At 63.5% G+C, this 22244-nt stretch carries 20 protein-coding genes and 1 pseudogene; 11 read left to right on the forward strand and 10 right to left on the reverse strand.

Features of this window, described 5'->3' with window-relative positions:
• Positions 1-9: 9 nt before the first annotated feature.
• Positions 10-690, reverse strand: a complete 681-nt coding sequence (locus tag RCH11_RS15670) for a uracil-DNA glycosylase (RefSeq protein ID WP_327057955.1) — start codon at positions 688-690, stop codon at positions 10-12.
• Between the two features lies 1 nt (position 691).
• Positions 692-1183, reverse strand: coding sequence for a phosphoribosyltransferase (locus tag RCH11_RS15675; protein WP_327057956.1), 492 nt, complete (start codon positions 1181-1183; stop codon positions 692-694).
• Between the two features lie 86 nt (positions 1184-1269).
• On the opposite strand from RCH11_RS15675, the gene RCH11_RS15680 reads away from it, so the two are divergent.
• The gene (locus RCH11_RS15680; RefSeq protein ID WP_327057957.1) at positions 1270-2739 is read left to right on the forward strand and encodes an MFS transporter; all 1470 of its coding nucleotides are present in this window, start codon (positions 1270-1272) and stop codon (positions 2737-2739) included.
• An 8-nt stretch (positions 2740-2747) separates the two neighbouring features.
• On the opposite strand, the gene RCH11_RS15685 is transcribed toward RCH11_RS15680, so the two are convergent.
• Positions 2748-3536, reverse strand: coding sequence for an SDR family NAD(P)-dependent oxidoreductase (locus tag RCH11_RS15685; protein WP_327057958.1), 789 nt, complete (start codon positions 3534-3536; stop codon positions 2748-2750).
• 250 nt (positions 3537-3786) lie between these two features.
• Here RCH11_RS15685 and RCH11_RS15690 point away from each other — a divergent pair, with 250 nt between their 5' ends.
• Positions 3787-4794 (forward strand): alcohol dehydrogenase catalytic domain-containing protein, encoded by a 1008-nt coding sequence (locus tag RCH11_RS15690; RefSeq protein ID WP_327057959.1) that lies wholly within the window; start codon positions 3787-3789, stop codon positions 4792-4794.
• A 147-nt stretch (positions 4795-4941) separates the two neighbouring features.
• Here the strand turns inward: RCH11_RS15690 and RCH11_RS15695 are convergent, their stop codons facing one another.
• A complete protein-coding gene (locus RCH11_RS15695; RefSeq protein ID WP_327057960.1) occupies positions 4942-6633 on the reverse strand; it encodes a formate--tetrahydrofolate ligase in 1692 nt (563 codons plus the stop codon).
• 507 nt (positions 6634-7140) lie between these two features.
• Between RCH11_RS15695 and RCH11_RS15700 the strand changes: the two genes are divergently transcribed.
• Positions 7141-7902, forward strand: coding sequence for a hypothetical protein (locus RCH11_RS15700; RefSeq protein WP_327057961.1), 762 nt, complete (start codon positions 7141-7143; stop codon positions 7900-7902).
• Positions 7903-8608: 706 nt separating this feature from the next.
• Here RCH11_RS15700 and RCH11_RS15705 read toward each other — a convergent pair.
• Complete coding sequence (locus RCH11_RS15705) at positions 8609-10273, reverse strand: MFS transporter (RefSeq protein ID WP_327057962.1); 1665 nt, start codon at positions 10271-10273, stop codon at positions 8609-8611.
• Positions 10273-10839: a PadR family transcriptional regulator gene (locus RCH11_RS15710; protein WP_327057963.1), complete on the reverse strand. Its 567-nt coding sequence runs from the start codon at positions 10837-10839 to the stop codon at positions 10273-10275. Before RCH11_RS15710 ends, RCH11_RS15705 begins: the two co-directional genes overlap by 1 nt.
• Before the next feature lie 162 nt (positions 10840-11001).
• Between RCH11_RS15710 and RCH11_RS15715 the strand changes: the two genes are divergently transcribed.
• From RCH11_RS15715 to RCH11_RS15740, 6 genes are all read left to right on the forward strand, one after another.
• On the forward strand, positions 11002-12330 hold the full coding sequence (locus tag RCH11_RS15715) for a bifunctional o-acetylhomoserine/o-acetylserine sulfhydrylase (protein ID WP_327057964.1): 1329 nt from the start codon (positions 11002-11004) through the stop codon (positions 12328-12330).
• A gap of 108 nt (positions 12331-12438) precedes the next feature.
• Complete coding sequence (metX, locus tag RCH11_RS15720; RefSeq protein ID WP_327057965.1) at positions 12439-13644, forward strand: homoserine O-acetyltransferase MetX; 1206 nt, start codon at positions 12439-12441, stop codon at positions 13642-13644.
• 108 nt (positions 13645-13752) lie between these two features.
• Complete coding sequence (locus tag RCH11_RS15725) at positions 13753-14415, forward strand: response regulator transcription factor (RefSeq protein ID WP_327057966.1); 663 nt, start codon at positions 13753-13755, stop codon at positions 14413-14415.
• Positions 14416-14488: 73 nt separating this feature from the next.
• On the forward strand, positions 14489-15646 hold the full coding sequence (locus tag RCH11_RS15730; protein WP_327057967.1) for a sensor histidine kinase: 1158 nt from the start codon (positions 14489-14491) through the stop codon (positions 15644-15646).
• On the forward strand, positions 15643-16896 hold the full coding sequence (locus RCH11_RS15735) for a hypothetical protein (RefSeq protein WP_327057968.1): 1254 nt from the start codon (positions 15643-15645) through the stop codon (positions 16894-16896). Before RCH11_RS15730 ends, RCH11_RS15735 begins: the two co-directional genes overlap by 4 nt.
• 37 nt (positions 16897-16933) lie before the next feature.
• Complete coding sequence (locus RCH11_RS15740; protein WP_327057969.1) at positions 16934-17620, forward strand: response regulator transcription factor; 687 nt, start codon at positions 16934-16936, stop codon at positions 17618-17620.
• Positions 17621-17639: 19 nt separating this feature from the next.
• Here RCH11_RS15740 and RCH11_RS15745 read toward each other — a convergent pair whose 3' ends face one another.
• Together RCH11_RS15745 and RCH11_RS15750 are read right to left on the reverse strand one after the other, a co-directional pair.
• The gene (locus RCH11_RS15745; RefSeq protein WP_327057970.1) at positions 17640-18890 is read right to left on the reverse strand and encodes an MFS transporter; all 1251 of its coding nucleotides are present in this window, start codon (positions 18888-18890) and stop codon (positions 17640-17642) included.
• A gap of 311 nt (positions 18891-19201) precedes the next feature.
• On the reverse strand, positions 19202-19861 hold the full coding sequence (locus RCH11_RS15750) for a LacI family DNA-binding transcriptional regulator (protein ID WP_327057971.1): 660 nt from the start codon (positions 19859-19861) through the stop codon (positions 19202-19204).
• 6 nt (positions 19862-19867) lie between these two features.
• Here RCH11_RS15750 and RCH11_RS15755 point away from each other — a divergent pair.
• Together RCH11_RS15755 and RCH11_RS15760 are read left to right on the forward strand one after the other, a co-directional pair.
• Positions 19868-20182: pseudogene (locus tag RCH11_RS15755) on the forward strand (L-rhamnose isomerase); the annotation flags it as partial.
• A gap of 153 nt (positions 20183-20335) precedes the next feature.
• Positions 20336-20479: a hypothetical protein gene (locus tag RCH11_RS15760; protein ID WP_327057972.1), complete on the forward strand. Its 144-nt coding sequence runs from the start codon at positions 20336-20338 to the stop codon at positions 20477-20479.
• Here RCH11_RS15760 and RCH11_RS15765 read toward each other — a convergent pair.
• Together RCH11_RS15765 and RCH11_RS15770 are read right to left on the reverse strand one after the other, a co-directional pair.
• Entirely contained in the window at positions 20476-20787 is a 312-nt protein-coding gene (locus RCH11_RS15765) for a thiamine-binding protein (protein WP_327057973.1), read from the reverse strand. The genes RCH11_RS15760 and RCH11_RS15765 overlap by 4 nt on opposite strands.
• 47 nt (positions 20788-20834) lie before the next feature.
• On the reverse strand, positions 20835-22217 hold the full coding sequence (locus RCH11_RS15770) for a glycosyltransferase family 87 protein (protein ID WP_327057974.1): 1383 nt from the start codon (positions 22215-22217) through the stop codon (positions 20835-20837).
• Positions 22218-22244 lie beyond the last annotated feature (27 nt).

The raw sequence follows: 22244 nt of genomic DNA on the forward strand, positions 1-22244 counted from the left end.
GAGAGAAGTTTACGCCGGGATCGTCCAGTCGATTGGAGCCGCCCCCTGGGCAACGAGAGACGCATTCGCCCGGCTGAACGGCTTGGAGCCAAAGAATCCGCCGGACGCGGACAACGGGCTCGGATGCACCGACTTGATCACCGGTACCGGCGCTAGCATCGACTCGAGCGAGAGGGCATCCCGGCCCCAGAGGATCGCGACGAGAGGGCCGCCTCGCTCGGCGAGCGCGTGGATCGCGGTGGCCGTCACCGCCTCCCAGCCCTTGCGGCGATGCGCACCCGAATTACCCGGCTGAACCGTGAGAACCCGATTAAGCAGCATGACTCCCTGGTCGCACCAGGCGCTGAGATCGCCATGCGGCGGCGGCTCGATTCCGAGGTCGGCGCGGAGTTCGCGGTAGATGTTCTGCAGGCTTCGCGGCACTGGACGCACGGCCCGATCCACCGCGAACGAAAGACCGATGGGATGCCCCGGTGTCGGATACGGATCCTGGCCGACGATGAGAACGCGCACCTCGGCGAGCGGCAGGGTAAATGCCCGGAGTACATTCTCGCCGACCGGAAGGTAGCCGCGACCGGCGGTGGTCTCCGCACGCAGGAATTCCCCGAGTTCGGCGATGGTGCTAGCCACCGGCCGGAGCGCATCCGCCCATCCAGGGTCGACGAGTTCTGAGAGCGGTCGAACAGTCATCTCACACGGTGACCGGCGGCAGCGACGACCACGGGAAAGCGATCCATTTCGAGGTCTTGCGCCAGACGTAGTCGGGCTCGAGTAGGGTCTTCGGCTTGGAGTAGAGGCAGAGACTACGCACATCCGCTTCGGCGGTGAGTAGCAACGCGAGCACCATCGCGAGGGTGCGTCCGGAGTCTGACACGTCGTCGACGAGCAGCACTCTGTGGCCAGCGACCGCGGGGGTATCGAGCATCGGGGACAGCATCATGGGCTCGTCGAGACGCAGGTCGACCCCGGTGTAGAACTCCACGTTGATCGCACCGCAGCTCTTCACATCGAGGGCGTAAGCGACCGATCCGGCGAGCAGCAGTCCGCCTCGGGCGATGGCGACGACCATGTCGGGCACGAATCCGCTCTCATGCACCTGCGCTGCGAGCTCACGGCTCGCCTCCCCGAACTCGTGCCAGCCCAGGATTTCGCGATCCGGAGAGCGCTGCTCGTCGATTGTCATGACTTCACGTTAGCCGCTCACAAGGGCCGCCAGATTTCGGCCGACAGCTGACCATCGCGTGAATCAACCGGCGGTAGCATCCGATCATGCAAACCGTGCGCACGAAGGCGGGCGCGATCACTTTCGGCCTGATCGGCTACCTCTTCCTCGTCGAGATCGTCAGCGGTGTCCTGCAGGGTTATTACGTCCCCTTGATTAGCGACCTGGTCAAATACCTGCACATCCGCGATGCGGACTTCAACTGGTTCGAGGCGGCCCAGCTGCTGCTCTCGGCCCTCGTCGTACCGATTCTTGCGAAGCTCGGCGACATGTTCGGCCATAAGCGCATTCTGCTCGTCTCAACAGTTCTCACTGCCAGCGCAAGCTGGGCACTCGTCGTCGCCGACAACTTCACGACATTTCTCATCGCCTGGGCACTGCAGGGTTTTTATGTGGTCTGGCTGCCCCTCGAGGTAGCCCTCATCTTCGATCGTGGACGCCGCACCGGTCGCGGTGCCTCCCAGACGCGGCGCGCGGCAGGCTTCCTTGTCGTGGCACTCGAGGCAGGGGCGATCGTCGGCGCACTGCTGGGTGGCCGTGTCTTCGGATGGTTCGGACACAACGTACCCCTCACCCTCGCCATCCCGGCCATCGCCGTCACCCTCGTCTTTTTCGCAGTGCTGTTCGGCGTGCCCGAGTCGACTCCGCTGCCCGGTCGACGGTTGGACGTGACGGGCTTCAGCCTGCTCACGATCGGGCTGTTACTCATCACGTCCGGCCTCACCTTCCTCAGGCTTAACGGGCTCGAGGCGTGGTGGGTCTACATACTCATCGTGCTCGGAGTACTCGTCTTCGTGCCCTTCGGCCTCTACGAACTGAAGCAGGACGACCCCGCGATCGATCTCCGGGTGTTGCGACAGCCGAACATGTGGCCGGTGCAGCTCACGGCCGGGCTGATCGGCATCAGCCTGCTCGGCGCGCAGGCGCCGCTCAGCGCCTATGCGGGCACCGACCCGACCGCCGGCTACGGTCTCGGGTTGGACTCCGGCGACCGATCGACGCTCATCGGCGTCTACCTCATCTCGATGATCGGTGGGGCCCTGCTGTTCCCGCTCGTGTCACGGTGGTTCTCCCCGCGCGTCGCCCTGATCATCGCCGCCTTCCTTGTGGCTGTCGGCTACCTGCTGTTCGTACCGTTCCACCTCGAGACCTGGCAGGTCTTCCTCAATATGTTCATCGCCGGCATCGGTTCGGGGGCACTCGTCGGGGCGATGCCCGCGGCTGCGGCAGCCGCCGCTCCGCGCGGTCAGACAGGCATCGTGGCCGCGCTCACCAACACCACGAAGACGATCGGTGGCTCGTTCGCCTCGGCGATCTTCGGCATCGTTCTCGCCATGGGTGTTCTCGCCGCGGCGACCACCACAGCGTCGAGCCTCACCGGCTACCTCACCGTCTGGACTATCTGCGGGGTGGGCGCACTGGTCGCGGCCGTGCTGCTCTTCTTCGTGCCGAGACTCGCCTTCGCCGATGCCTCGAGCGAGGAGACGGTGGGCGTGGAGACGGCCTCGCTCGACTAGCCGACGTGCTACAGCTTCGGAGCGAGCACGCCTCGGATGACCTTATGCGGCGCCGCCTGCGCCACCGGTTTGATGGTCACGAGGTCGAGGTTGACAAAGCCGGGAAGCTCGATGGAGTGCACGATCGCCTCGGCGATATCTTCGGCGTGCAGGGGATTCGCCACGTCGTCGTAGACGGCGTCGGCCCTGGCCTGGTCTCCCCCGAAGCGCACGAGCGAGAACTCGTCCGTCTTCACCATGCCGGGTGCCACTTCGAGCACCCGGATCGGTTCCCCGGCGAGCTCCAGTCGCAGCACGGCCACGAGGGCGTGCGCCGCGAACTTGGCGGCGTTGTAGCCGCCACCGCCTTCGTAGGCGATGTGGCCGGCAATCGAGGTGACGGTGAGGATGTCCGCATGGGCGACACCGTCGACATCCGGTGCTCCGGCCGCTGCTCTCAACAGCGGCAGAAGTGCGCTCGTGACACGCTTGACTGCGACAACGTTCACCTCGAACATTCGAGCCCAGTCCTCGGCCACGCTCTCTTCCACCGACGCCATACCAAAGGCACCGCCCGCGTTGTTGACGAGGGCATGGATCGGCCCGAGAGCGGCGAGGTAGTCCCGGAGCGCGTCGACCTGCGCCTGGTCGGTGACGTCCGCGGTGAAGACATCGGCCCCGGTTTCTGCGGCGAGAGCTTCGAGCCGGTCCGTGCGGCGGGCGACGCCCACCACATCCCACCCGTGCAAACGGAACAGGCGAACGGTGGCCGCCCCGATTCCCGAACTTGCGCCGGTTACCACCACGCGTCGTGACATCACTGCTCTCCCTCGTATAGCTCTCTCCCACCGTAGCGCGGCTGTGGTGTGCGCCGGCCGGGTGTGGCCCTGCCCGCGATTGTTGGACACGGGGAACGGGCCATGATCACTCAACGGTCGATTGCGCCGACACGTGTCAGTTGGGACCAAATCACCCCACCACCTTGCCCCAGACAGCACTAGGAGCATCAGACACAGTCACGTGACCGGAGACGGGGTGGGGTCTGTCGTGACCTGATAACGTGCAGAGATGTACGCCATTGAGCTCGATGCTCCTGCCCCGCTGTCTGAGCATCCACTCAACTGGCGCGAGATCGCCACCCCCGAGCCCGGCCAAGGGCAGCTGTTGATCAAAGTAGCGGCCTGCGGAGTGTGCCGCTCTAATTTGCACATGATCGAGGGCGATTGGATTGATGGGGGAGTTCCTGCCATCAGCCCCATCATCCCCGGGCACGAGGCGACCGGCACGGTAGCTGCTCTTGGTGCGGGTGTGACGACATTCCAGATCGGAGATCGAGTTGGCGTACAGCCGCTGTGGTGGACCTGCGAGGAGTGCGAGTTCTGCCTTTCCGGCCGTGAGGAACTCTGCCATGAGCGCAAAATCACGGGTGAGCACGTAAACGGCGCATACGCGGAGTTCATGCTCTCGTATGCGGCGCACAGCTACCACGTGCCTGAATCCATCGACCTGGTTGACGCGGCTCCGCTCTTCTGCCCGGGAATAACCGCGTTCAGCGCCGTTTCAAAGCTCAACCTCGGGCCCGGAAAGCGTGTGGGAGTGTTTGGCATCGGCGGCGTTGGTCACATGGCCATTCAGTTCGCGGTACTCACCGGAGCCGACGTCATCGCAGTGGGTCGCAGCGCGGGTCACCTCGAGGTAGCGAAAGAGCTCGGTGCAGCGGAGGTGGTGGACTCGACGAAGGTCGATCCGGGTGAATACCTGGAAGACTCACTCGACGCGGTGCTCACCTTCGCGCCCTCCGACGTGGTGAACGTCGGCGCACTCCGGGCACTGAAGTGGGGCGGCACTCTCGTCACCGGTGTTCCCCTGACTTTCCAGGGGTTTCCCTTCAACAAGAGCCAGACCGTTATGGGCACGATCCTCGGCAACCGCGCACAGATGAACGAGGTGCTGCGTCTCGCCGCGGACGGGAAGATACGCACCGTGGTCGACCGCTTCCCGATGGCCGACGCAGCCGATGTCCTGCAGAAGCTCACCAGCGGAGAATTGCGCTCGCGCGCCGTGCTCGAAAACTGAGCTCCGACCGGCTCTTGTCAGGTGTCCGCGAAAAGCGACGCAGACACCGTGCCCGGCAGCTCGAACGCGTGCACCAAAACTCGCGGCCGGTCACGGATCACATCGTCACCGGTCACCCCATCGCATCCGCCTAACAGCATCCACCCATCAGGACAACCCGACGATCTCGCCGTTGTCGTCGATGTCGATGTGTTCGGCCGCCGGAGCAGACGAAAGACCGGGCATGGTGCGCATGTCGCCACAGATGGGATAGATGAACCCGGCCCCGATGGACGCACGGACCTCGCGGACCGGCAGTCGCCACCCGGTGGGTGCTCCCTTGATGCTGGGGTCGGCCGATAGGGACAGGTGGGTCTTGGCAATGCACACCGGCAGGGTGCCGAAGCCCGCCCGCTCGTACTTGTCGAGTTGCCGAGCGGCCAGCGGCGAGATGTCCACACCATCCGCGCCGTACATCTCGCGCGCAATCAGATCGATCTTGTCCACCAGGGGAAGTTCGTCGGGATAGAGCCGGTGATAGCTCGACGGCTCAGTACATGCCTCCGCGACTGCCTCGGCGAGCTCGACCGCACCCCTGCCGCCCTCGGTGAAGTGATGGCTAATTGCCACCCGCACACCTTCCTCTGCTGCGATGTCCATGATCGCCCGATGTTCACTGTCATAGTCGGTCGGAAATGCATTCACCGCAATGACCGGCGTAACTCCGTGCCGTCGTATGTTGGCGATCTGCTGGCGTAAATTCACCGCCCCGGCGAGGACGTCGTCGGGATTCTCGGCCAGCATCTCCGGTGGCAGCGGCCGGCCGGCGACGACCCGGTACTTGCTCGAGTGAGTTTTCAGGTCACGCACGGTCGCGACAATGACGGCAGCATCCGGCGTCAGGCCAGAGGCACGGCACTTGATGTTGAAGAACTTTTCCGCGCCGATGTCTGCCCCGAAGCCCGCCTCGGTGATGAGGTAGTCGCCAGAATGGATACCGATCAGATCGGCGACGACCGAGGAGTTGCCGGTGGCGATGTTCCCGAATGGGCCCGTGTGAACGAGGACTGGCGTCTGCTCCACGGTCTGCATCAGGTTCGGCTTGATGGCATCCTTGAGCAGCACCGTCATGGCGCCGGCCACTTTGAGCATCTCCGCCGTCACCGGATCGCCATCGCCGTTGTAGCCGACGACGATTCTTCCCATCCGCTCACGGAGATCCCGCAACGAAGTGCATAGCGACAACAACGCCATCACCTCGCTCGCTGCAGAGATGTCGAAACCGGTCTGCAGCGGATTGCCGTCGTCAGGACTGCCGAGCCCGGTGATGATGTTGCGCAGCTCGCGGTCGTTGACGTCGAGGACGCGCCGCCAGGTGATCTCATGAGGATCGAACCCGAGACGGTTTCCCTTGTGGATATGGTTGCCGATCATCGCCGACAAGAGATTGTGGGCCGCAGTAACAGCGTGCATGTCGCCGGTCAAGTGCAGGTTGAGTGCCTCCATCGGCACCACCTGGGCGTAGCCGCCACCAGCGGCTCCGCCCTTGATACCGAACACCGGCCCCATCGACGGCTGACGGATGGCGACGATCCCGAGCTTGTCGATGTGCCGGAAGCCCTGACCGAGCCCGATCGCGGTGGTCGTCTTGCCCGACCCGAGTGGAGTCGGCGTGATTGCGCTGACGACGACATACTTGGCCCGCGGACGGTCACGGAGCTCATCGATCGCATCGAGGGAGATCTTTGACGCTGCGCTTCCGTATGGCTCGAGCAGGTGTGGTCCGATGCCCATGTCGGCTGCAACTTCTTCGAGTGGACGACGGGCCACAGCGCGCGAAATAGCGAGATCCGACGGCATGGCCGCGCCGCTTGGTCGAGATGGCTTAGAAATGGTGCCTCTTCAATTGGGTCTGTCCCGAGCTCAATTGACTCGGTGGGTTGGTGATTTCACGCGGCGTTGACGGCCATACTCATTGTCTCAAACTCGATCGGGACACGACAACGCAGCAGACTGCGCGAACGTGCTGGCAGGTGCCGTAATTATCGAGCAGCACGACGAGTGGGAAGCCGGAGACCGCCGCTATTTCTTACGAGTCGTCGATGCTCTAGTTGAAAACCATGAACGACCCGACCACCGCGGTCGAGGGGGTGACACACTGCCCGAACCCATCGCCGCCTCAGCTTCAACAATTGACCTCGACCGGTAAAGCGAAAGCACAGCACTCGACGGAACGTCACCGGCATCGAACCTAGGGCGCTTCAGCCGCCCTGTGCTCTTTTCCGTGCCCCGTTATTTGGGCTTGCGAGAACTTGGTCTGGGCCCAGAAACTCATCTCGGGAAGTTGGTAGCCGGTAGTGTCAGCTAATGACCTCAGATAGTTGGGCGGTTCTCGGCGCAATCGCGACGACAGCCTCGGCGATCGTTATTGCCTATCAGTCGATTCAGACGAAGAAGTCGGTCGGTGCGGCCAAGCAGGGTGCGGAAGCAGCGGCAGCAGCGGTCGGGATCTCTCAGGCAATTCTCCAAGAGACTCAGCTCGCGCGGATCGACACTGCAATTCCACGGCTGCTTGTTATCGCCGAACGCCAAAATCCACGCGTCGACCGACTCATTGCTCGGGGCGCGGAGCAGGTCTGGCCGGAAGTCATTTTCCAGCTGCCGAGAGACGCAAATCAGTGCGTTGCGGTGACCATATCCTTTTCCGTCCACAGCGATGGTCCGGGCATGGTTGATTTACACGCCTACAACGAGGAGTCCTTTTCCGTAGCCGGGGTTTCACGAACGCGTTACGGACTGTTGCCAGGAAACGATATCTCCGTGAGCTATCAGATTTTACGAACCGTAGAGCAGTGGGTTGAACTCGCAAAGGCACTCAAAAACGGTGACTCGGTCAAGCCCCACAAATTTGGGCTGTGGCACCGTGGCCCAAACGACGCCGATGCTGCGGAGTCAATCGAAATTCACACCTACGGAACGGCGCTTCAGGAAGTACAAGATTCTGCTGGGTCTTGGCAATTGGTTCCCAATCTGATGCTCGCACCGCAAGTTCAACCAACCATCCGGCGCTACTGGCTGTCCGTGAGCGCAGATATTAAGTTCCCCAGTTTCGACAAGCGAGCCGAATAAAGCGGACCTGCCCGGAGTGACGAAATTTTTACTGCACTAGCCCGCACTTCGGGCACTCCCGAACGCTAACGGTGTGGTGCTCGATAGGTCCGATGCGCACGGGGTGCCGAGGGAAGTTCGGCGTGTTCACGATCGGGGATAGAGGATCGCTTTACCGCGCAGTCATGAACGCAGATCGCAGGGAATTAATCCAAGGAAGTTATCCTGGTACCTGACCAGCATCCTGATCAACGTTTTGTGGTGCAACCCCCGGACTTGAACTGGGAACCCACTGATCTCTCGGCACTGATCTCTCGGCACTAATCCCCCAAGATCCCAGACGATCATCGAACACGTAGATCGCTCTGTTTGCGGGGATCATCAGCGCTAGGCAGCTGCAGGTGATCTCCTCGAAGCCAATTGAGTCCGGTTGGCATCATGACGAGATAATGACGATTGCCCACCGTGTCGATTTTGAGGATATCCCCACCGCGCCATCAAGGTCGGAGTTGGATTACAACCTCTAAATCCGCCGCGACCAGCGGAGCTGCTCGGGGCTACAAGTTATGTGGACATGGCGGGCGACATTTTATCTGGCATCCCGCTCATCCATTGGGGCTCGGGCGACAACAGGGGTGGTCATTCACATATACCGAGCTCTGCGCGGGTACAAGCGAAAGCCGGCCGGACCCTCACAAACGGATCCAACCGGCTCGACGCGGGACCGTTAGCTTCCGGTCGGCTTCGCCCCGGCAGACTCGGTCGGCTTCGCCCCGGCAGACTCGGTCGGCTTCGCCCCGGCAGACTCGGTCGGCTTCGCCCCGGCAGACTCGGTCGGCTTCGCCTCCCAACCCTGGCTGAGGCGCTTCGGCAACGCGAAGACCAGGAAGAATGCAATGAGCGCAAAGGCCGCGCTCACGGCAATCGCCGCTGCGGCGCTGTGAGCGAACCCGACAGCGACATTGTGCTGGACGATGTCGGTGATGGCTGCCTTTATCGCCTGGGCGCCGTCTGCGCCATGTTTCTTCGCAGCATCCGCGATCTGGGCCGCCGTTGGCTTGACTACGGTGAGCGCTCCGAAGAAGACGCTGCCGATCACGGCGATTCCGACGGCACTCCCGAGTCGCTGCATCGTGCCGATGACGCCGCTCGCGGCACCGGCCTCTTGGGGATCTACCGTCGCGACGATGAACTGGGCATTCGGCGCGATGAACAGTCCGCTTCCCACACCGGCGACGAGCAATGGTCCGAGCAGGTCCCAGTTGGTGAGGTCGGCGGCCGGCACCAACAGCAGCACGAGCCAGACCGCGACCAGTCCGACAGTGAGCATCCCTACACCGATGACCAGCACCTTACGGCCGAGAATCGGTGCGAGTCGACTGCTCTGCGACGCCCCGAGGATGCTGCCGACCGCGAACGGGATCGACACGAAGCCCGACTCGAGCGCCGTGTGCCCCAGACCGGACTGCCAGAGGATCGAGATCGAGAAGAAGATGCTCGTGAACGCGGCAAAGTAGACCAGGGCGAGGATTGTGCCGCCGGTGAACGCCGCATGCGAATAGAGGTGAGGCGGCACCAGCGGACTCTTCCCGCGCTTGGTGTAGGAAATCTCCCACAGGGCGAAGAGCACAATCAACACGACGCCGCCCGCGATGAGCAGGTAAGTCCAGAGCGGCCATCCGACCGTCTGTCCCTCAATCAGAGGAACCAGGATCGCGACTAGGCCGCCCGCGAGAAGCACAAGGCCAATCCAGTCGACGCCACCGGATGGCTTGCTGCTCCCGGCACCCTTCGGCAGCAGGAAAACCGCTGCCACCAACGCAATGACGCCGATCGGCACATTTACGTCGAACACGTAGCGCCAGCCCTCCTTCTCGCCGAACGCCTGGATGAGCAAGCCACCGACGATCGGGCCGAGCGCGGACGAGACGCCGATCACGGCGCCCATGACGGCGAACGCCGTGCCGCGGGTCCTGCCGCTGAACAGCAACTGTATGAACGCGGTCACGGCCGGAAGGTAGATGCCTCCGGCGAGTCCCTGGATCACCCTGGCCACGACGAGCTGTGTGCTGTCCTGCGCGAGACCACAGGCCAGGCTCGCGACCGTGAACAGCGCGAGACCGGCCACGAAGATCCACTTATGGCCGAAGCGGTCGCCGAGACGACCGGCCGGTATCAGCACGAGGCCGAATGCGAGAGCGTATCCGGCGATGATCCAGGACAACGTCGCCTCGTTTGCGCTGAGGCTCGTGCGGATGGTTGGAAGTGCGACATTGACGATGGTCGCGTCGAGAAGCGACATGAACATACCGATGAGAAGCACGCCGAGAGCCTGCCAGGCCCTCTTCGTCGACACTCCGAGCGAGTTCGGTGCGGTGGTGATGGAAGACACTATTTCTGTTCCTTTCGGGACTTTTCGTCCGCAATGATGACGGGCAGAGCTGCGAGCAGATCTTCGTGCCAGCTGATTTCCCCTCTCCAGCGCGAGGCCTGGTGCCGCATGGCCCAGAGTTCTGCGATGGTGAGGAAGTGGGTGATCGATTCGAGGTGCGTTTCGTTGTCGGCGAGAGTCTGCCGCAGGGTCGCGAGACGCTCTCCAAGAACGGTGGGGAGCTCATCCAGTCGGTCCGGGTCGAGTCGGGTGAGGGCGAGGTCGAGCGGATCGGACTTGATGATGATCTCGGTGAGGCCTTCCCTGCGAAGGTCATCGAGCGCCAGGCGCCCGGTACTGCTGATGCGATAGACCTGCCGTTCCGGGTAGTTGCCGTGCTTCTCGACCCGTTCACCCGTGATGAGCCCCTCGACGGCGAGCCGCTTGATTGCCCCGTAGACGGCACTGGAGGCGAAGTCGGTCCAGAGGTCGATGTGTTCCTCTTCTGCAAGGAGTAGCAGCCCATGGCCGTGCATCGGACCTCGTTCGTCGAGCGAGCCCAGAATGAAGAGACGGATGGATGACACGCGACTACTCTCGCATGACTAGTTGCCGTGCATAACCGCCTTGACAGCGCTCGAACCCTCTGTTACGCAGCATGTCAGACCCCATTGATCGGCGGTGGTGACCTACCTAAACTTTCGAGTGCGAGTGACTACCCCGCCCGCGCCACTTTTGAGGAGATATCCATGAGCGACAACTCGGCCGACTGGAAGTTCGAGACCAAGCAAATCCATTCCGGCGCCGCGCCGGATCCCGTGACAAATGCTCGAGCGACCCCGATCTACCAGACCACGTCGTATGTCTTCAACAGCTCAGCACACGCGAAGAACCTGTTCGCCCTCGCCGAATTCGGCAACATCTATACGCGCATACAGAACCCGACGCAAAACGTCGTCGAAGAGCGTGTCGCCGCGCTTGAGGGTGGCACCGCAGCCCTTCTCCTCGCCTCCGGGCAAGCTGCCGCAACGCTCGCCGTGCTGAACATCGCTGAGGCCGGCGACCACATCGTGTCATCCTCATCCATCTACGGTGGCACCTACAACCTGTTCAAGTACACGCTCAAGAAACTCGGTATCGACACCACCTTCGTCGAAGACCAGGATGACGCCGACGAGTGGGCGGCCGCCGTTCGCCCAAACACGAAACTCTTGTTCGCCGAGACCATCGGAAACCCGAAGATCAACATCCTGGACATCGCACTGGTCGCGGATGTCGCGCACGCCAACGGCGTTCCGCTCATCGTTGACAACACGATCGCCACCCCGTACCTCATTCGCCCGTTCGAGCACGGGGCCGACATCATCGTGCACTCCGCCACCAAGTTCCTCGGCGGCCACGGCACGGTAATCGGCGGTGTCATCGTGGACGGTGGAAAATTTGCCTGGTCGAAGAACGTCGAGAAGTTCCCCGGCCTGACCGAGCCAGACCCCTCCTATCACGGCGCCAGCTACACCACCGTGCTCGGCGACGGCATTGCGTACATCATCAAAGCGCGGGTGCAGGGCCTGCGTGACCTCGGCGCGGCCATCGCCCCGGCGAGCGCCTGGCAGCTCATTCAGGGTATCGAAACCCTGAGCCTGCGCATCGAGCGCCACGTGCAAAACGCCCAAGCTATTGCCGAATGGCTCGATGACAACGACGATGTTGCCTCGGTGAACTACTCGGGACTCCCCTCGAGCCCGTGGTACGCACTGGCGAATAAGTACGCGCCCAAGGGCGTCGGCGCGGTGCTCTCCTTCGAGCTCAAGGGCGGAGTGGATGCCGGAGCGGCCTTGGTCGACAACGTCACCCTGTTCAGTCACCTCGCCAACATTGGAGACGTGCGCAGCCTCATCATCCATCCCGCGTCGACCACTCACTCGCAGCTCACCCCGGAGCAGCAGCTCACCTCCGGCGTAACGCCAGGGCTGGTGCGACTCTCGGTCGGACTGGAGAACATCGACGACATCATCGCCGACCTCTCGGCCGGTCTCGCCGCTGCCCGTGCGGTCACCAAGGCCGCGCAGAGCGCGTAGTGTTCCCACGCCGGTCGAGTAGCGAACACCTGTGAGCTATTCGACCGGCGGAGCGCGAGCTGTAACAATCAGCCCAGCCCATGCAAACCTTGAGATACTTAGCCGGACATGGATTGGCAAACATCCGAGGACACGGTCCCATCAAGCTTCGTCACTGAAGCCAACACGCGATCGATCATCGGTAAGCCTCCGGCCACGGGTGCCTGGAGAGAAGGCGATCACCCGGGTGACCGACTGTTCGTCTCCATCGGCCCCCAGCAGTTCGAGCGAGGAGGCGGTATTCCCTCCGGTCGCATCGCCTACGAGACCTGGGGCGAACTCGACGCCGATCACGGCAACGCAATCCTGGTGCTCCACGCGCTTACCGGTGACAGCCATCTGATCGGCACTGCTGGACCGGGGCATCCCACCGCCGGGTGGTGGTCGGGCATCGTTGGTCCGGGTAAGGACATCGACACAGATCGCTGGTTCGTCGTGGCCCCGAATATGCTCGGGGGCTGCCAGGGCAGCACAGGTCCGGCCTCCCTTGCCCCTGATGGGCGCGAATGGGGGGCGCGTTTCCCCTATCTGACGGTCCGCGACCAGGTATCGGCGCAGGTCGCCTTTTCGGATGCCATCGGCATCACCCGCTGGGCGGCAGTGGTCGGCGGATCGATGGGAGGTATGCAGTCACTCGAGTGGGCGATCGGCCATCCGGATCGGCTCGATCGCGTGGCCGTGATCGCCGCCCCCACCATCTCAAGCGCCGACCAGATCGCGCTCAATTCCGTGCAGATCGAGGCCATCCAGATGGATCCTCGTTTTGTCAGCGGCGACTATTACGAGGGCGCGGATGGCGAGGGCCCGTACCGAGGTCTCGCCCTGGCGCGGCGCATGGCCCTCCTCAACTACCGCTCACCCACGGAGCTGAACGACCGGTTCGAGCGAAGCTGGCAGTCGAGCGTCAGCCCCCTCGGTGCAGAGGGCAAGTTTGCGGTAGAGAGTTATCTCGACTTCCACGGCAACAAGTTCACGCGTCGGTTCGATGCCAACAGCTACGTGCTGCTCGTGCAGGCGATGAATTCGCATGACATCGGCCGCGACCGCGGCGGAGTCGCCGCCGCCCTCTCCCGCGTGACCGCTCGCAATGTGGTGCTCGGCATCGATAGCGATCGACTCTTCCCCCTGGCCGACCAGGTGACTATCGCCGCGGGGGTCTCTGGCAACATCGACGACGGTCACGCTGTCGTCATTCACTCGGAGTTCGGCCACGATGGCTTTCTCATCGAAGACGATCTCGTCGGTCCGCAACTGGCTCGCCTGCTCAGCTCGTAAGGCTCCGCCACTGCACGCGAGCGACTGTCAGCTTGGCTATGCTGGGTGTACAGAGTGGTCTGTGCTGGCACCCGAGCCTGCGCATCCCACGGGGGAAAACCGGAGCCAATGATCACCAAGCGAGAGAAGTCCGCGCTCATCCGGGTCGCGATCGTCGATGATCACCGGCTCGTGGTGGATGGCCTTGTCGCTCATCTCCATGCGCGCCGTCACGGTATCCACGTCGCCATCGGCGAATCGAGCTGGGAAGCCCTGCTGGCGAACTCGGAGTTTCCCGTCGACGTCGTCGTGTTGGATCTCAACCTCGACGACAACGTCTCGATCGGAGCCAAGGTAAGAGCACTCAGCGCCGCCGGCTCGAGCACCATCGTCATGAGTCGGCATGCGGAGCCCTCGTCGATCCACGGGGCGATCAGGGCGGGTGCGCTCGCCTTCGTTCCGAAGACCGAGTCGGCCGACGAGCTGGTTCGGGCGATCCAATCTGCGGCAGCCGGTAAGCGCTACGAGAACCGCTCGCTCGCCGGCGCCCTCTCCAGCGACGGCAAGACGCTCGAGCCGGGTCTCGGTCGCCAGGAACTGCGTGCAATTATGCTCTATGCCTCCGGGCGATCGATCCGCGAAGTCGCTGGCGACATGGGAACCACCGAGGAGACTGTGAAGTCGTACATCAAACGAGCGCGTCGCAAATACCGCGATATCGGGATCGATCTCGGCACCAAGATCCTCCTCAGGCGACACGGTATCCGCGAGGGCTGGCTCACCCCGGAGTAACTGCGGGGCCGCCGGGCTCACCGCGCGCGGTGTCCCTCCCCCATAAGGGGTTTCGATGTGTGACTATTGCTCTGTGGAACTCATCGCCAAGGAGCGGGATCGGCTTCTTCAGCGATCTGCCCGTTTCATTGGGCTCGGCTCGACGGCCGTGGCCCTCGTCTGTTTTTCGGTTCCAGGAGTGCTGCACCTGACAACGCTGCTTTCTGCCCTTCCCCTATTCATAATGCTCAGCGTCAGCCTGTATCGGGTCGGTGTCAACCAATCGCTCATCTGGATTGTGCTCGGCATGCTGTCGGGACTCGGCATCCTCGTGATCGTGCAGCTCCCCGGTGAGTCTCAGGCGAGTCCCTCCCTTGGTACGGCGATCGTGCCTCTTGCCGCGGGGGCGATCGCCTCGTTTGCGGTGGTGCTCACCTCCAGCATCGGCCGCATCATCCTGCTCGTCGTCGGGTTCATCGCCACGGTCGTCCTCGCCGAACTCGCGATCCCCGGTACCGTCTCGGTGCAGGATGCCGAGATCGTCACCGGCTGGGTGCTCGCCGCGGTCTTCGGTTCCTGGCTCTCTGCGAGCATCCCGCGTGCCGCTCGTCGCATTTATAGCATCGGCCGCGCCCATCGCGCAGAGCGCCAGGCAAGTGAGACCGAGGCGCAGCGCCGCCAGGGCGCACGACTGCTGCACGACACCGTGCTCGCGACTCTCACCCTTTTGGCCCACTCTGGCGTCGGAGTCGCCGCTTCCGCGCTGCAGCAACAGGCGAGCGAGGATGCCCGATTACTGCGCCAGCTGCGACTCGGGGCGACACCGGTGCCGCAGTCGTCCGGTGTCTACAATCTCGAACCGGTCGAAGAGACCGCGCTCGGCACCACCCTCGAGTCGGTCAAGCAGCGTTTCGGGCGCATGGGACTCGAGGTCAGCTGGCACGGTACCGGCCAGGTGCTTCTGCCGAGCGAAGTGCTCGACGCCTTCCTGCTTGCCCTCGCTGAATGTCTCGAGAACGTGCGTCGCCACGCCGGAGTCACCGACGCCCATGTGACGATCACCGATGACGAATCCACGGTGCGGGCAATGGTGACGGATGCGGGCGTCGGTTTCAATATCTCGGATATCGACGAAGCCCGGCTCGGTTTCAAGGACTCCGTCGTCGCAAGACTCAAGGATGTCGGCGGTAACGCCAGGTTGTTCTCCTCCCCCGGAGCCGGTACCACCGTTGTTCTAGAGGTCCCCAAATGACCGATTTCGCCCGGCCCGAAGAAAACACGCTCGGCGTCATTCTCGGCAAGCGCAACCGCGCGGGCGTCCCGGCCGGCTCGACCGCCGGCCGGGCAATGCGCCAGGCCAGCGCCCGAGGCGCCAGTCTCGGCACTGGATATCTCGGCATCGGCGCGAGCGTTCTCGCGGCGCTCCAGGGCGTATACGGTCTCGGCATGTTCGTGAGTCACGCGGGCGACTATCCCGACATCGTGCCGGCACTAGCGGCCTGGGTTGTCTATGCGCTCGCACTCAGCGGTGTCGCCGCCACCATCTCCACGCGGGGCGAGCAGATGCCCGATTGGCTGTTCGGTACATTCCTGCTCGCCCTGGCCGGCGTGGTTGCCCTGGATCTCATCGCAATCTGGCCGCTGCACGATGTCGGACGGTATTCGACAGCCGCGGCATCCGCCGGTTTCGGGCTGCTCGCCGCACTCACTCTGCGACGAAGGCGAGAACTTTTCGCCGCAGTATCCGCTCTCGGTATCGTTCTGGTGGTAGCCGTGCTGCTCAACACCAAGTTGACCCCGGCTAACATCCCGGCGCAGATCCTGGTTGTCACCATCGCGGTGATGCCGGTGCTGTTCGGGCTCTCCATCGTGCGACGATTCCGTCGAATCGTGCAGCTCGAACTCGACCGCGTGCTCGTGCAGAGCACTGTCTCCGCGCCTCGCTTCGCGGTCGGGATGCTCGCCTCCGAGGAACTCGCGAGGCTCGACCTCGCCGCCGAGGAACTGCTCGAATCCGTGGCGACCGGACGCACCAAACTGCCCCTCTCCCCCAAGACGGCGTCAACCGCGGCATCCCTCGCCACCGAGCTGCGCCTGCACCTCATCGAGGGGCGTCGTGAAACCTGGCTATACCATGCGATCACCGAGTCGGAACAGTTGGGCAGGTCGGTCACCCTGGCCGACCGCGGAAGCCTCGCCGGACTCCTCGGTCCGCAACAGCGGGACGGGCTTCTCGCGGCGGTATGGCTGCTCGTGAGCGACCAGAGCAAAGCAAGCCCCACCGCCCAGCTCAGCATCGGTCCGGTCACCGCGATCCCGAACCCCGGATCGAAGACGATCACCGTGCCGCTGGTGATCATGACCACCGCAGTGCCGCGCAATCGAGTGGATCCTGCCATATGGGATGCGATTGGCAAAGTCGGTCGATTCCTTGACTCCACCCAGAATTCGAGCCTGCGTGTCGAGATCGAGTGCGTGGTAACGAACCCCGCCGACCAATAGCATCGAACCAGACTCGTCCACAGAATGGAAAGCCCCCGTGCCAGACAGCTCATTGACCAATACCGACGATCGTATTCGCCTTGCTCTCGTCGACGACCACAAGATGTTGCTCGGTGCGCTCACCGAATGGATCCGAAATGCGGCATCAGACATTAACATGGTCGCGGCCGTCTCCACCTGGCCTGACCTGCTCACGCATCGCGAGTTCCCGGTCGACGTCGTACTGCTCGACCTGGACCTCAAAGACAACATCCCGATCTCGCTCAAGATCTCAACGCTGAAGACCACAGGCGTGAAGACGGTGCTCATGAGCACCTATTCCGAGCCGAACGTGGTGCGCGAGGCATTGGCGGCGGGGGCCCTCGGCTATCTCGTCAAGAGTGAAGATGCCGAGATGATCGCCGAGGCCATCCGTGCCGCCGCGAAGGGCGATTCCTTCGTCTCTGCAGAACTCGACCTCGCGCTCAACGCAGCCGACGTCGGCGGCGCTCCCAAGCTGAGCGCGCAAGAACGACGCGTCATGGCCCTGTACGGCGGTGGCGAGCCGGTCAAGGCCGTCGCCTTCCAGCTCGGAATCTCGGAAGAGACCGCAAAGAGCTACCTCAAGCGCATCCGTGAGAAGTACCGGGTGGCCGGCATCGACGTCGGCACCAAGGTTGCGCTCCGCAGGCGTGCGATCCAGGACGGCATCCTCATTTCCACGGACGCGCCAAACAGCTTCTAGCGCCAAAATCAGCGCCGGCCTATTCCGCCCCGAGCGGTACGGCCGGGGTGCGGTGTGAGCCGTCGAGTGATCCTCCGCGCTGTCTTTGCAGCAGCACGCTCCAGGTGATGAGCGCGACACCGGGCACGCAGAGCATGAGACCGACCCACACCGGTGAGACATACCCGAGACCGGCGGCGATTGTGAGGCCACCAAGATACGCGCCGAGACTGTTGCCGATGTTGAGAGCCGAGTGGTTGGCGGCCGCGGCAAGAGTCTGGCTGTCACCCGCGACATCCATGAGCCTCGTCTGGATGGCCGGTGAGATTCCCGAGGCGGCGACTCCGACCAGGAAGACGAATACGAAGAGCCCAGGCACGGTGTGGGCGGTGAGGGCGAGCCCGGCGAGCGACACGACGAAAAGGGCAAAGAACGAGTACATCGCTCGTACCACGTGCGTGTCTGCAGCCCAGCCGCCGACGATGTTACCGAGAGTCATGCCGAGGCCAACAACCACGAGGACGATCGGCACGAATAGGGCGGGAAGCCCGGCGACATCGGTCGAGATCGGCGAGATGAAGGTATAGACGCAGAAGAATCCGCCGAAGCCGATCGCGCCGGTAAGCAGGGTGAGCCAGACCTGCGACCGTCCGAATGCGCGGAGCTCTCGTTTCATCGTGGCGGAGGGATCTCCCGGCTGGTGCGGCACCAGCAGAGCGAGCGCTATAAAGGTGAGGCCGAAAATAACCGCGACGGCGAAATAGGCAACACGCCAACCCGACTGTTGGCCGAGGAAGGTGATGGCCGGCACCCCGATGACGTTGGCGATCGTGAGGCCCGACAGCACGTAGGCGACACCCGCACCCCGCTTGCCTGGGCCCATCAGCGACGCAGCGACAAGGGAGGCGATGCCGAAGTACGCGCCGTGTGGCAGTCCGGCGAGAAAACGGGCCGCAAGCACGAGGCCGAAGGTGGGAAGCACGGCAGACAGTACGGTGCCAACCGTGAACGCGGCGGCCAGTACGAGAAGCAGCTTCTTGCGAGGGAACCGGGCGGCGAAGGCGGCAATCGTGGGCGCGCCGACAACCACGCCGAGTGCATACGCCGAGGCGAGCCATCCAGCCTGGGCATTCGCGACCTCCGGCGAGCGAGCGTAGAGCTCCGGTAGAAGGTCGTGGGCGATGTTGGGCAGCAGGCCGAGCACGACGAACTCGGTCGAGCCGATTCCGAATCCGCCAAGAGCCAGAGCGAGTAGCGCGAGACGCGTTCGGGCGGGAGAGAGGGCTTTCACAGGATGAGGCGACCATTTCGAGATTCGAGGGAGCGCGAAGACTCACCGTCGAGCATCGTCGGGCACGTCGACGACGGACCCGGCTTCTACTGTAGGCCGATGGTGGCGCTCATCGCGTCGCGTTGATCGTCTTCTCGAGGCGCTCGACTGTGCCCATGATTTTCTCCGGTATGACCGAGGGGGATGTGCGCCTTGAGCTCGCACGACACCCGCGTTGCGAGAGCTGTGGGAGCTCTCGAAACGCGGTTGCGACGGTGCAAGATACCCGCATGCCGACAGTGGCGCCGACGCGGAGAAGTGGCCAGATCCGGTCAGCCGGTGGATGGACGCCGACTGGATCTGCGCACCTGCAGGGTGGTTGTGAATCTCTCGTGCACCGCGTCGGTGCGTCCGCTTATCCGCTCGAGAAGAAGCTCGACGGCGCGCGCCCCCATCCGCTCACCCTGCTGGTCGACGGAGGTCAACGAGAGGACGGGATGCGACGCGATCGGCACGTTGTCATAGCCGACGATCGAGATATCCACACCGAGGTCCTGAATGGCATGGAGAGCCCCGATGGCGAGCTCGTCATGCCCGGCGAAGATCGCTGTCGGATGTTCTTCGGTCTGCAACAGGTGACGGATGACATCGTTGGAGTACAACTCCCCCTCCTCGGATCTGATGACCCGCGTGAACTCCGAGCGTCCGGTTTCCTCCGTGACCCTGAGGTAGGTCTCCAGTCGACTGCCGTGCGGGGTGTGACGCGTCGGTGAGGTCGCAAGGCCGTCGCGAGTCAGGTGCAGTACTCGGTCGTGGCCGAGGTCGAACAGGTGATTCAGCGCATCACGAGCACCTTTCTCGTCATCGCCCGCAACACTGTCGCAGTTGTCGGAACGCTCGTGCCGACCGAACAAGACGACCGGTGTCCTTCGTGGCACATTCTCGAGCCGGGCCTGGCTCACCAGCGGAGAGACGGCGATGACGCCATCCACCTGCTGGTCGACCAATGCATCGACGTCGAAGACAAGATTCCCGGCCAAATCCCCTCCGTGCTCAACGTGCAAGAAATGACCGCACGGGCCCTGCTCGTCGACACCGCCGCCCTGGAACTCGCCCAGAACTCGGGTGACGTGCTCGGGGCTAACGGCATCCTCATGGACGCCTCCTACACCGACATGCGCCCGGCCCTCGCCGCCTGGCGCGAGTCCCGCGGCCTTCCCGGGGATCCGATGTCCGCCTACGCGGCATCCGGCTACCGGGCTCGGATCGCGGCTGAACGCGTCGGCGGAGTGCAAGCCGGCAGGGCCGCCTAACCCCGTGCTCGCTCGCGCGGCAAGAGTTACACCCCCGGCCGCCCACGGCGGACACACGACCCCGCGGCGGGAGTTACGCCCCCCGCCACGACGTCAGTTCCCCTCCGCGAGAGCGCGTATCCCCCGCCACGACCAATTCGCCACAAACACCGCATGACCAACCCGTTCAGATTTCGGCCGCACACGGCCTCACCCGACAACCAGGCTGAGCTCGCTCACCGAACTGAGCTGCGCGCCCGGCGTGCACAGCCCGCTGGACGGCAGGTCGCGAGCGGCATCACCGACGACCTGAGCTAGTTACCGATGTCCTCGGCGAGCGCCTTTTCCACGCGTTCGACCTTGGCAGTCAACTGCCCGCTATATCCCGGGCGAATGTCCGCCTTTAGCACGAGAGACACCCGCGATCCGTACCTACCGACGGCCTCAGTGGCACGCCGGATGACGTCGAAGACTTCCGTCCACTCGCCCTCGATCGTCGTAAACATCGAGTCCGTATGATTCGGAAGGCCGGACTCGCGAACGATCCTCACGGCTTCTGCCACCGCTATGTGAACGGACCCGCTCTCGTCCGCTCCGCTTGGGGCTACCGAAAACGCTACGAGCATGGGATCTCCTCAGGTCGTGCGCAATACCGGGCTGCCAGCAGGTCTGGTCAGCTCGCCAATTCGTCTTCACCCAGCCTGTCATAATCGACGGGCCTGTCACGATCTTCGTTGAGTGCACGCTCCACACCGAATGGCCAGACGGCAGGAAGCCAACCCTCGGAGATCCGATCATCGGGTGGGAACGTCGAGTAGCGAGCACGCGAGGCGCGCCACAGAGTCGCTACGGCCCAGCCGAGCAACACGAAGTAGAGCAGATTGCGCACCGATAGCACGATGAGCATTCCCGGATTGAGCCCAAGCACATAGCCGTACAGGTAGGGGTAGATCAGCTGGGTGAGGCCTGCAACCACAAGCACGATGATCGCCGGTGTGCGAAACGGTCGGCCGCGTCCGACCGAGTTGGTCGCGAGCCCGAGAATTATCGGCACTGCTAACCACGTGACGTACTGCGGCGACCCGACCTTGTTGAACGCAATGACGGCCACGACGTAGGCGAGTGAAAGCGGTGGGAGCAGATCCTGGACGGGCACCCGGTTGCGCACTGCGAGAAGGGCGAGCAGGGTTAGAGCGATGACCACGAGGATCATGAGCGGGTTCATCAGCATGCTGGCGACCTCGACGCCCGGCCCGCGCACCTGCCAGGTGAGGAAGCTCCGGTCGTAGTAGACGAAGGTGTTCGCCACCCCGGCGAACTCCTGCCAGAGCCAGAGAGTGCTGACCGGCGCTTCGACCTGCAGCCCGCGCACGGACTGCTGCGTCACGAAGCTGAAAATATTGGCACCGGCGCCGAAGGATAGCGCGACCGCGATGATCGCGATGCTGGTAACAACAGCGCCGACGACGACCTGCGTCCGCGCCCTAACTGAGATGAGGATCGCAGCCAGCAGGGCTGCTGGCCAGACTTTGATCCACGTGGCGACGGTCAGGATGACGGCGGCGGCGCGCGGACGGGTGGCTACCAGCAGCACCCCGACGATAGCCAGTGGAAGCGTAATCGAGTCGATGCGACCGAGCGCAATCGGTCCGAGGAGCAGCAGGAACGCTACCCACCACCACGCCACCCCGGTGTTGCGTCGAGTGCGGCCCCACCCGGTGAGCACACCGAAGGCCACGATATCCAGCACCAGCACCAGGCTGAGCCAGGTGTTAGGAAACAGTTCGGGACCAAAAACACGCGCAAGCAACATTGGAACGAGTGCGACGATGGGGTAGACCCACGAACCATCGATTCCCACCCAGTAGTTCGACACGAGCGCCTGGTCGGTCCAGAACCGGTAGACGATCGTCACGTCACCGAAGGGAAGGCCTGGCCCGTAGAGGTTCAGCACCCCGAGCCAGAGGTGGGCGAGGATGAACGCCGCCCACAGCAGGAGGGGACTGCTCAGCACCGGACTACCCCAAAACGGACGGTGAGGGTCAGACGGGGTCATGCTGGCAAGGTTATCCGGTAACAATTC

The sequence above is a fragment of the Glaciihabitans sp. GrIS 2.15 genome (assembly GCF_035984695.1).
Lineage (GTDB): Bacteria > Actinomycetota > Actinomycetes > Actinomycetales > Microbacteriaceae > Lacisediminihabitans.

What these genes read in the sequence shown, in the direction of transcription:
- RCH11_RS15670 (WP_327057955.1), bottom strand. Translation starts at nt 690, where the DNA reads ATGACTGTTCGACCGCTCTCAGAACTCGTCGACCCTGGATGGGCGGAT.
- RCH11_RS15675 (WP_327057956.1), bottom strand. Translation starts at nt 1,183, where the DNA reads ATGACAATCGACGAGCAGCGCTCTCCGGATCGCGAAATCCTGGGCTGG.
- RCH11_RS15680 (WP_327057957.1), top strand. Translation starts at nt 1,270, where the DNA reads ATGCAAACCGTGCGCACGAAGGCGGGCGCGATCACTTTCGGCCTGATC.
- RCH11_RS15685 (WP_327057958.1), bottom strand. Translation starts at nt 3,536, where the DNA reads ATGTCACGACGCGTGGTGGTAACCGGCGCAAGTTCGGGAATCGGGGCG.
- RCH11_RS15690 (WP_327057959.1), top strand. Translation starts at nt 3,787, where the DNA reads ATGTACGCCATTGAGCTCGATGCTCCTGCCCCGCTGTCTGAGCATCCA.
- RCH11_RS15695 (WP_327057960.1), bottom strand. Translation starts at nt 6,633, where the DNA reads ATGCCGTCGGATCTCGCTATTTCGCGCGCTGTGGCCCGTCGTCCACTC.
- RCH11_RS15700 (WP_327057961.1), top strand. Translation starts at nt 7,141, where the DNA reads ATGACCTCAGATAGTTGGGCGGTTCTCGGCGCAATCGCGACGACAGCC.
- RCH11_RS15715 (WP_327057964.1), top strand. Translation starts at nt 11,002, where the DNA reads ATGAGCGACAACTCGGCCGACTGGAAGTTCGAGACCAAGCAAATCCAT.
- metX (WP_327057965.1), top strand. Translation starts at nt 12,439, where the DNA reads ATGGATTGGCAAACATCCGAGGACACGGTCCCATCAAGCTTCGTCACT.
- RCH11_RS15725 (WP_327057966.1), top strand. Translation starts at nt 13,753, where the DNA reads ATGATCACCAAGCGAGAGAAGTCCGCGCTCATCCGGGTCGCGATCGTC.
- RCH11_RS15735 (WP_327057968.1), top strand. Translation starts at nt 15,643, where the DNA reads ATGACCGATTTCGCCCGGCCCGAAGAAAACACGCTCGGCGTCATTCTC.
- RCH11_RS15760 (WP_327057972.1), top strand. Translation starts at nt 20,336, where the DNA reads ATGACCAACCCGTTCAGATTTCGGCCGCACACGGCCTCACCCGACAAC.
- RCH11_RS15765 (WP_327057973.1), bottom strand. Translation starts at nt 20,787, where the DNA reads ATGCTCGTAGCGTTTTCGGTAGCCCCAAGCGGAGCGGACGAGAGCGGG.
- RCH11_RS15770 (WP_327057974.1), bottom strand. Translation starts at nt 22,217, where the DNA reads ATGACCCCGTCTGACCCTCACCGTCCGTTTTGGGGTAGTCCGGTGCTG.